This window comes from Nocardioides sp. (assembly GCF_035703625.1).
Lineage (GTDB): Bacteria > Actinomycetota > Actinomycetes > Propionibacteriales > Nocardioidaceae > Nocardioides.
The window spans coordinates 1-9,388 of the sequence record NZ_DASSXS010000263.1 but is presented as its reverse complement, the minus strand read 5'-3'; the positions used below and the strand labels follow the sequence as shown (position 1 = coordinate 9,388).

At 71.2% G+C, this 9,388-nt stretch carries 8 protein-coding genes and 1 pseudogene; 3 read left to right on the top strand and 6 right to left on the bottom strand.

The genetic code is table 11. The features are described 5' to 3' along the window. Nucleotides 1-108: pseudogene (locus VFN12_RS13830) on the bottom strand (class II fructose-bisphosphate aldolase); the annotation flags it as partial. A gap of 227 nt (nucleotides 109-335) precedes the next feature. Between VFN12_RS13830 and VFN12_RS13825 the strand changes: the two are divergent. Further along, nucleotides 336-1,085, top strand: coding sequence for a septum formation family protein (locus tag VFN12_RS13825; protein WP_325119301.1), 750 nt, complete (start codon nucleotides 336-338; stop codon nucleotides 1,083-1,085). 36 nt (nucleotides 1,086-1,121) lie between these two features. On the opposite strand, the gene VFN12_RS13820 is transcribed toward VFN12_RS13825, so the two are convergent. Continuing rightward, nucleotides 1,122-1,814, bottom strand: a complete 693-nt coding sequence (locus VFN12_RS13820) for a TrmH family RNA methyltransferase (RefSeq protein ID WP_325119300.1) — start codon at nucleotides 1,812-1,814, stop codon at nucleotides 1,122-1,124. A gap of 55 nt (nucleotides 1,815-1,869) precedes the next feature. Between VFN12_RS13820 and VFN12_RS13815 the strand changes: the two genes are divergently transcribed. Further along, on the top strand, nucleotides 1,870-2,616 hold the full coding sequence (locus VFN12_RS13815; RefSeq protein WP_325119299.1) for a DedA family protein: 747 nt from the start codon (nucleotides 1,870-1,872) through the stop codon (nucleotides 2,614-2,616). Nucleotides 2,617-2,801: 185 nt separating this feature from the next. Here VFN12_RS13815 and pyrE read toward each other — a convergent pair whose 3' ends face one another. After that, complete coding sequence (gene pyrE, locus VFN12_RS13810; RefSeq protein WP_325119298.1) at nucleotides 2,802-3,341, bottom strand: orotate phosphoribosyltransferase; 540 nt, start codon at nucleotides 3,339-3,341, stop codon at nucleotides 2,802-2,804. A gap of 52 nt (nucleotides 3,342-3,393) precedes the next feature. On the opposite strand from pyrE, the gene VFN12_RS13805 reads away from it, so the two are divergent. Further along, nucleotides 3,394-4,548, top strand: a complete 1,155-nt coding sequence (locus tag VFN12_RS13805) for a pyridoxal phosphate-dependent aminotransferase (protein ID WP_325119296.1) — start codon at nucleotides 3,394-3,396, stop codon at nucleotides 4,546-4,548. Between the two features lie 29 nt (nucleotides 4,549-4,577). Here VFN12_RS13805 and VFN12_RS13800 read toward each other — a convergent pair whose 3' ends face one another. Genes VFN12_RS13800 through clpB form a run of 3 tightly spaced genes read right to left on the bottom strand, consistent with a single transcriptional unit; the run spans nucleotide 4,578 to nucleotide 9,020 of the window. Continuing rightward, on the bottom strand, nucleotides 4,578-5,339 hold the full coding sequence (locus tag VFN12_RS13800; protein ID WP_325119295.1) for a hypothetical protein: 762 nt from the start codon (nucleotides 5,337-5,339) through the stop codon (nucleotides 4,578-4,580). After that, a complete protein-coding gene (locus tag VFN12_RS13795; RefSeq protein ID WP_325119294.1) occupies nucleotides 5,336-6,394 on the bottom strand; it encodes a hypothetical protein in 1,059 nt (352 codons plus the stop codon). The genes VFN12_RS13800 and VFN12_RS13795 overlap by 4 nt, the downstream gene beginning before the upstream one ends. A 37-nt stretch (nucleotides 6,395-6,431) precedes the next feature. Next, nucleotides 6,432-9,020 (bottom strand): ATP-dependent chaperone ClpB, encoded by a 2,589-nt coding sequence (gene clpB / locus VFN12_RS13790; RefSeq protein WP_325119293.1) that lies wholly within the window; start codon nucleotides 9,018-9,020, stop codon nucleotides 6,432-6,434. Nucleotides 9,021-9,388 lie beyond the last annotated feature (368 nt).

Genomic DNA, 9,388 nt, shown 5'->3' with positions numbered 1-9,388 from the left:
CGCGTTGAGGGTCTGGGACGAGGACACGTTGATGGCCGGGAAGGCGAAGGCCTTCTCCTTCGCGGCGTCGAGCATCGCTGCGTAGACCTCGGGAGTGGCGATGGGCATGCGGGGTCTCCTCGGGACACGGTTCGGGACTCTTCCTCACCCTAGTCCCCCGTCCTCGCGTGACCGGACGGCCGCTGGCGCAAGACCGACGTACTCGCCGACCGAGGAGCCGTTCCGCGTCCCTCAACCATCCGGGGTCGCTGCACCACGCGGCGCGAGGGTCCTCGCCATCGGCCGGCTCCAATGGCTAGGGTGTCGCCGGAAAAACTCAAGAAGGGACCCCGCCCGTGCTCAAGACCCCCCGGCTCCTGGCCGTCGTACTCCTGCTCCTGGCGCCGCTCGCCGCCGTCGTCGCCATCGCCGGGCCGGCGCAGGCCGGCCCCGCCTTCCAGCAGCCGTCCGTCGGTGAGTGCCGCGCACTCACGATGGCCGAGTTCAGCCGCGCGTCCAACAACGAGGCGGCGGTCGAATGCTCCCAGCCGCACACCTCACGGGTCATCGCCACCGGCCGGCTGCCCAGGGACGTGTCCTGGAGCGCTCCGCTGCGGCGGCTGAACCGGATCGCCGTCCGCATCTGCGACCCCGCGTGGAAGTCGGCCCTGGGGACCAGCTACTCCAGCCGGGCGATGACCGCCTACACCTGGGGATGGTTCATCCCCACCAAGGCGCAGCGTGATCGGGGCGCGCGCTGGATCCGCTGCGACCTGGTCCTGATGGGAGGCAAGGCGCTGGTTCGCCTCCCCACCGACAACGAGCCGGCCCTGACGTCGCCGCCGCACCCCAACCGCATCGCGGCCTGCCTCACGCTCCGGTCCATGGCCTACACCACCTGCGCCCGTCGCCACGGGTGGCGGGCCACCGGCACGTTCGTCATCCGGCAGAAGGCCCACCCGACGGACCGCCAGTTCCGCCGGGCGGCGCTGCGCAGGTGCCCCTCCCGCGTCTCCACCCGGTCCTTCGCCTGGGACGACCACGGCCCGGACCGGTGGCGGCTCGGCGACCACGTCGTGATCTGCTTCTCGCGCACCCGCCGCTGACCCCAAACGCTGACCCGCCCGTAACTTTCGGGCGGGTCAGCGTGATTTCTGGTCGGAACCACCGCGCCAGGCGGCGTCACCGGACAGGTCGGCGTACTCCCTGATCCAGGCGTGCATGGCGATCGCCGCGGCGGCGCTGGCGTTGATCGACCGCGTCGAGCCGAACTGCGCGATCGAGAACGTGCCGTCACACACCTCGCGCGCCGCTGCCGAGAGGCCGGGTCCTTCTTGGCCGAACAGGAAGCAGACACGGCGCGGGAGCGCCATCGTCTCGAGGTGGTCGGAGCCGGGGAGGTTGTCGATGCCGAGCAGCCGGATCCCGTCACCGTGCAGCTGGCCCGCGAGGTCGGCGGCCGTCTCGTGGTGCCGTACGTGCTGGTACCTGTCGGTCACCATCGCCCCGCGCCGGTTCCAGCGCCGGTTCCCGACGATGTGGACCTCGGCGGCGAGGAAGGCGTTGGCGGTCCGGACGATGGTCCCGATGTTGAAGTCGTGCTGCCAGTTCTCGATCGCGACGTGGAAGTCGTGCCGCCGGGTGTCGAGGTCGGCCCGGATCGCCTCCAGCGTCCAGTACCGGTAGCGGTCGACGACGTTGCGTCGGTCCCCCTCGGCGAGCAGCCGGGCGTCGTACCGGTCGCCCTCGGGCCAGGGACCGGGCCACGGACCCACCCCGACCTCGGCGGGGCCGTGCGGCATCGGGTCGTACGGCGCCCGTCGCTCCTCGTTCATGGGCCGGACCCTAGACGCTCACGATGCGGTTGGGCCGCCCGGTTAGGGTTGCGCGGTGAACGCCCTGGTGGAGATCGCGCCGATGCTGCTCGGCATGGACTGGATGGACCCGGTCTGGTGGCTGGAACGCTTCGGGGACGCCTTCTTCGGGCTGAGCCTGGTCATCCTGTTCGTCGAGTGCGGCCTGTTCTTCCCCTTCCTCCCGGGCGACACCCTGCTCTTCGCGATGGGGTTGTTCATCTCCCGCGGCGACATCGACGTCTTCCCGGGCCCGGACTGGGTCGAGCTGCTGCTCGCGCTCACCTCGTTCACGGTGGCCGCGTTCCTCGGCAACGTGGTGGGCTATGAGATCGGCCGCGCCATCGGGCCGCCGCTCTACGAGCGCGACGGCCGGATCCTCAAGCGCAAGTACTTCGACCAGACCGAGGCGTTCTTCGACAAGCACGGGAACAAGGCGCTGGTGATCGGCCGGTTCGTCCCGTTCGTCAGGACCTACATCACGGTGGTCGCCGGGGTCGGCCGGATGGACCGGCGGCGGTTCCTGGTCTGGAGCCTGGTCGGCGCGGTCTTCTGGGTCTTCAGCATCACCCTCCTCGGCTACTTCCTCGGCCGGACGGTCCCCGGGCTCGGCGAGAACATCGACCTCGTGATCATGGCGATCCTGGCGTTCTCGGTGATCCCGATCGTCTACGAGTGGTGGCGCCACCGGCGTACCTCCTCTCCCGAGGCCGCCGACAACGACGCCGACGGCGTGTCGGACCGCGACATCTCGGGCCTGGGGACCGAGCCCCGCGAGGGCTGAGACCGAGCGAGTCACCGGCCGCGGCTCGGCGGGTGATCCCGCGGCCTGTCGCAGGACCCTCCTCGCCCCAAGAGTCACACCAGTCACACTCCTCAGCCGATCCATGCACTCTCAAGGCATTGCAACGGCTGAGAAGTGTCGGTTTCCCCGGTGAGCCGGGGAATCCGACAGGCCCGACGAGCCCCCTACCCAACCCCGTCGAGCTGGGCCTTCGTGAGCACCGGTCGCACCTCGAGGCCGACGTCGGCCAGGGGGTTCTCCCCCTCCGGGCTGCGGTCGATCGCGCACACCACGACCTCGACGACGGCGCCCGCCTCACGCAGCGCCCGGGTCGCGTCGCGTACGGCGCCGCCGGTGGTGATGACGTCCTCGATCAGGGTGACCCGGCGGCCCTGGGCATCGGGGCCCTCGGCCAGCTTGCAGGTGCCGTACTCCTTGGCCTTCTTGCGCACGAACACGGCCGGCCGCCCGGTCAGGCTGCTCACCATGGTCGCGATCGGGATGCCGCCGAGCTCGAGCCCCCCGACCAGGTCGGTGTCCTCGGGCAGGAGCTGGACCATCGCCCTGGCGACCCGGGAGAGCAGGGTGGGGTCGGCCTCGAAGAGGTACTTGTCGAAGTACTCGCCGGCGACCTGGCCGGAGCGGAGCGTGAACTCCCCGGTCAGCCGGCAGCAGCCGTCGATGTCGCGGGCGAGGTCGGGATCCGGCGTCTGCACGTCACTCACGGCCACCATCATGTCGTACCCGCTCGATGGGTCGGGCGGTTAGCCTCGACCCATGCTTGCCCGTCGCCTGCAGGGGATACCGCCCACGATCTTCTCCGAGATGTCGGCGCTGGCCGTGCGCACAGGCTCGGTCAACCTCGGCCAGGGGTTCCCCGACGTGGACGGTCCTCCGACGGTGATCACCCGGGCGGTCGAGGCACTCGGGAGCGGACACAACCAGTACGCCCCCGGCATCGGCGTCCCCGCCCTGCGGGAGGCGATCGCGCGCCACCAGGCGCGGCACTACCGGATCGACCTCGACCCCGACCGCCAGGTCTGCGTCACCACGGGGTGCACCGAGGGGGTCGCGGCCGCGCTGCTCGGACTGGTCGACGAGGGCGACGAGGTCGTCGTGCTGGAGCCCTACTACGACTCCTACGCGGCGATGATCCAGGTCGCCGGCGGGGTACGTCGTCCGGTCACCCTGCGCTCGCCGGACTTCCGGCTGGACGTCGACGAGCTGCGGGCCGCGATGGGTCCGAGGACCCGGTTCATCCTGCTCAACAGCCCCCACAACCCGACCGGCACCGTGCTGGACCGGGACGAGCTCCAGACCGTCGCCGACCTCGCGATCGAGCACAACCTGGTGGTGATCACCGACGAGGTCTACGAGCACCTGGTCTTCGACGCGCACGAGCACGTCCCGCTGGCCACGCTGCCCGGGATGTTCGAGCGGACGCTCACCCTCTCGAGCGCTGGCAAGTCCTACTCCTTCACCGGCTGGAAGGTCGGCTGGGCCAGCGGGCCGGCCGAGCTGGTGTCCGCCGTGCTCGCGGCCAAGCAGTGGCTCACCTTCACCTCCGGCGCCCCGCTCCAGCCGGCGATCGCGCATGCCCTGGACGACGAGCCCGACTTTCCCGCCGAGCTCGCCGCGGACCTGCAGAAGCGGCGTGACCTGCTCTGCTCCGGCCTGGCCGACGTCGGACTGGACGTGCGGGTCCCCGAGGGCACCTACTTCGCGCTCGCCGACGTCAGCCACCTCGGCTGGGAGGACGGGCTGTCGTTCTGCCTCGCCCTCCCCGAGCGGGCCGGGGTCGTCGCGATCCCGACCCAGGGGTTCCACGACACCGACGCGGGCCGCCACCTGGTGCGGTGGGCCTTCTGCAAGGAGGCGTCCGTCATCGAGGACGGCCTGCGCCGGTTGGGGGACGCGCGGCTGCGCGCCTAGCCCACGCCATCCGGCCGGGGTGGGTGGGGTCAGTACTGCGTCACCCCGGGAATCGTCTGACCGGTCTGCCGCGGCTTGCCCTTGAACCAGTCGTTGGCGCCACCCACGAAGAGCAGCACGATGACGGCCACGCCCGCGAGCAGGAAGATCGCCGAGACGCCGCTGCCGATGCCGAGCAGGCTGAGCACGGCCGTCACCGACGCCGACACGACGAGCGTGATCCGGGCCGCGTTCGACCGTCGCAGGACCAGCACGGCCAGGATGCAGGCGATCAGGCACCACACCAGGAACACGCCGAAGATGGCGACGAGCCCACCGAAGGCCGCATCGGCGGAGATCCCGAGATCCTCGAACTCCGGCTCCTCCGTGAACGCGCTGAGCACGTCGGCCTTCGCCACAACCAGCCCGATCAGGCCGAACGCGAAGAGCAGGAGGGACAGGCCGGAGAAGATCAGCGTGATCACCGACGCCGCGGTGACCGTACCCGGACGCTTGTCGCTCGCCGGGCCGCCGTACGGGTAGCCCGGCTGGCCGTACCCCGGCTGCTGGCCGTAGGGAGCAGGCTGGCCGTAGGTGGGCGGCGGACCGTAGGCCGGCGGCTGGGCCGGCTGCCCCTGCGGGCTCTGCTGGGGCCCCTCGCCGTAGGGGCTCTGCTGCTGCGGCGCCTCGCCGTAGGGGCTCTGCTGCGGTGGCGGCTGGCCGTGCGGGTCGGTGGGCTGCCCGTAGGGGTTCTGGCTGGGCGGCGGACCGTAGGGGGATCCGCTGGTGTCGCCCGAGTTCGAGTCGTTCATGGGTGCATTGGATCATGACCCGCGAACCACGCTCGCACCTCCGGGCGCAGGAGGAGCGAGAACGTCACCGCGCAGCCGAAGGCGGGGAGCACCATCACGATCGACGCCAGTGACGCGAGCAGGCAGGTGACCCCGGCCGTGATCGCGGAGACCAGCAGGGCGATCCGCGCCCACCCTGTTCCCCGCAGCACGAGCACGGCCAGCACCGCCGCTGCCAGCGCCCACACCACCGTCACGCCGGCCGTGACGTAGGTGGCGACCTGGACCGCGCGATCGGTCACCCCCTCCGAGCCGAAGCCGGGGTTCTGCCGGCGCAGCTCCTCGAAGACCAGGTCGGGCGCGACCGCGATCACCAGGGCACTCAGCGCCATCATCAGGGCGGCCAGGCCCGAGATCACCCAGGTCAGGACGCACGCCCACATCACCGCGGCGGGGCGGCGCCGGGGCACGGGAACGCCGACCGCCGCCGGTGCCACCTGCATGCCGAAGCCCTGGTGCGGCCGGGGAGCAGGGGCACCCACCTGACCAGGCGGCGGTGCCGCCGACCCGGACGGGGGTGCCTGCTCGGGCGAAGGGGGCGCCTGCTCCGGCGGCCAGCCCGCCCGGGCCGGTTCGGACGAGGGCCGCGCCGGCACCCCGTCGAACCAGTCGCGCGCCGGGGCCAGCCACAGCAGCAGCGCGGACGCGGCCACCAGCGAGGAGAGGAACCCACCGGTCACCATGCCGGTGAAGAAGAGCGGGACCGCCACGACGGTGACGCCCAGCCTGGCACCGCGGTGGCGCCGGAGCACGTGGAAGCCGAGCACGGCGGCGACGGCCGCGCACCCGGCCGCGACCATCGACACGGTCTGCAGCACGAGCAGTGCTCCGGAGACGTCGAGTCCCAGCCCCTGTCCCGGCGGCTCGGAGAGGAACTGCGCCACGGCATCGCGGGTCTCCAGCGTGTTGAGGCTGGTGATCGTGTCGAAGACGGTGGCGACGACCAGGACCGATCCACCCACGATCATCCACCCGGCCATGGTCACCTGGCGCGGGCGCGGGAGCGGCTCACTCATCTGGTGACTCCGTCACGGGGGTCATCTCTCGATTCCATCATGCGGGCGACAGCACCAGCCCGTCGGCCGAGCGGTCGACCTCGACCCGGGATCCGTCGGTCACCTCGCCCGAGATCAGCAGCTTTGCGAGGGGGTCGCCGATCGCGGTCTGGATCAGCCGGCGCAGCGGCCGTGCGCCGTACGCCGGGTCGAAGCCGGTCTCGGCCAGCCATGCCCTGGCGGCGTCGGTCACGCTGATCGTGATCCGGCGGGCGCCCAGCCGCTTCTCCAGCAGCACCAGCTGCAGGTCGACGATCCTGGCGAGGTCGTCCTGGGTGAGGGCGTCGAAGAGCACGATCTCGTCCAGCCGGTTGAGGAACTCGGGCTTGAACGACTGCCGGACCACCCCCATCACCGACTCCTGCTTCTGCTCCGGCTCCAGCGTGGGGTCGACGAGGTACGACGACCCGAGGTTGCTGGTGAGGATCAGCAGGGTGTTGCGGAAGTCGACGGTGCGACCCTGGCCGTCGGTCAGCCGGCCGTCGTCGAGCACCTGGAGCAGGATGTCGAAGACCTCGGGGTGCGCCTTCTCGACCTCGTCGAGCAGCACCACGGAGTAGGGCCGCCGACGGACGGCCTCGGTGAGCTGCCCGCCCTCGTCGTAGCCCACGTAGCCGGGAGGCGCGCCGACCAGGCGGGAGACCGAGTGCTTCTCGGAGTACTCGCTCATGTCGATGCGCACCATCGCCCGCTCGTCGTCGAACAGGAAGTCGGCGAGCGCCCGCGCGAGCTCGGTCTTGCCGGTCCCGGTGGGGCCGAGGAACAGGAAGGATCCGGTCGGGCGGTGGGGGTCGCTGATGCCCGCCCGCGAGCGGCGTACGGCGTCGCTCACGGCGGTGACGGCCTCCCGCTGGCCGATCAGCCGTTCGCCGATGACCGACTCCATCTCCAGCAGCTTGGCGGTCTCACCCTGGAGCAGCCGGCCCGTGGGGATCCCGGTCCAGGCCTCCACGACGTCGGCGATCTGCTCGGCGCCGACCTCGTCACCGACGAGGGGCTCGACCTCGGACTTCTCCTGCCCGACGACGTCCTCCAGCTTGCGCTCGAGCTCGGGGATCGACTCGTAGTTGATCTTGCTGGCCGCCTCGAGGTTGCCCTCGCGCAGGTGCCGGTCGGCCTCGATGCGGAGCTGGTCGAGCTGGCGCCGCAGCTCTCCCTCGTCCTCGAGGGAGGACTTCTCCCGGTCCCAGCGCGCCTCGAGGCTGCGGAGCTCCTCCTCCCGGTCGGCGAGGTCGGCCCGCAGCTTGTCGAGCCGCTCGACCGACGCGTCGTCGTCCTCCTTCTCCAGCGCGAACTGCTCCATCTTCAGCCGGTCGACCACCCGCCGGAGCTGGTCGATCTCCTCGGGGCTGGACTCATGCTCCATGCGCAGCCGCGAGGCGGACTCGTCGATCAGGTCGATCGCCTTGTCGGGCAGCTGCCGGCCGGTGATGTAGCGGTCGGAGAGGGTGGCGGCCGCGACCAGCGCGGCGTCGGTGATCCGGACGCCGTGGTGGGCTTCGTACTTCTCCTGGATGCCGCGCAGGATCTGGATGGTGTCCTCGACACTGGGCTCGCCGACGAAGACCTGCTGGAACCGGCGCTCGAGCGCGGGGTCCTTCTCGATGCGCTGGCGGTACTCGTCGAGGGTGGTGGCGCCGATCATGTGCAGCTCACCGCGGGCGAGCATCGGCTTGAGCATGTTGCCAGCGTCCATGGCGGAGTCACCGCCGGCACCGGCGCCGACCACCGTGTGCAGCTCATCGATGAACGTGATGATCTGGCCACCGGCGTCCTTGATCTCCTCGAGGACGGCCTTGAGCCGCTCCTCGAACTCCCCGCGGTACTTCGCACCCGCGACCATCGCGGCCAGGTCGAGGGCGAGCACCCGCCGTCCCTTCAGCGAGTCGGGGACGTCGCCGGCGACGACCCGCTGTGCGAGGCCCTCGACGACGGCGGTCTTGCCGACGCCGGGCTCGCCGATCAGCACGGGGTTGTTCTTGGTCCGCCGGCTGAGCACCTGGACGACCCGCCGGATCTCGGCATCCCGCCCGATCACGGGGTCGAGGCGTCCGTCACGGGCCGACTCGGTCAGGTCGACGGAGTACTTGTCGAGGGCGTCGTAGGTCGACTCGGCCTCCTGGCTGGTCACCCGGCGGTTGCCGCGGACCGCCGTCAGGCCCTCCCGCAGCCCCTTCTCGGTGAGTCCGGCATCCAGCAGCAGCTTCTGGGCCGTGCTCTGCGTGCCGGCGAGCGCGATCAGGAGGTGCTCGGTGGCGACATAGTCGTCCTTCATCGAGGAGGCCAGGTCGAGTGCGCCCGCGAGGACCCGGGTGAGCCCGGCGGAGGCGCCGGGCTGCTGCACGGTGGCGCCGGAGGCCCTGGGCAGGCCGGCCTCCAGCTGCTGGGCGCGTGCCTTCAGCTGGTCGGGGTCGACCCCGGCGTTGGCCACCAGGCTGCGGGTCGTGCCGTCGGCCTGGTCGAGCAAGGCCACGAGCAGGTGCACCGGCTCGGTGGCGGTGTTGCCGGCCTTGGTGGCGGACAGCTGGGCAGCCTCGATGGCCTCGCGGCTGCGGGTGGTGAACTTCTCGATCCCGAACTGGCTCAATGCGTCTCCTGCGGCGTGCTCGTCGTTCGAGGACGGCGGTGTGTCGTCCTCACCGGTTCAACGCGCGAGAAGTTGAGTCTGTTCCACTCAACTTCCGGCACCGGGCAGGCCCGGACTCTGCCCGGCGGATCTGCTCCGATTCCCGCACCCGGCCCGGCGTGTCGGATTAATATCCGCGGAGGTGCGCGCACGATGATCTCGGGAAGGGGGGCACCATGGCGACGTTCGGCAAGCGGGTGCAGCCCAAGCACCGCGCCGCCCCGGGTGACCGCAGGCGGGAGGCCACGTCGGCCGCGCGGCCCGGGGCCCACGCGGCTTCGGTCTCCGAGCCGGTGGCGCCGCCGGCTCCGGACCCCGTCCAGGTCGAC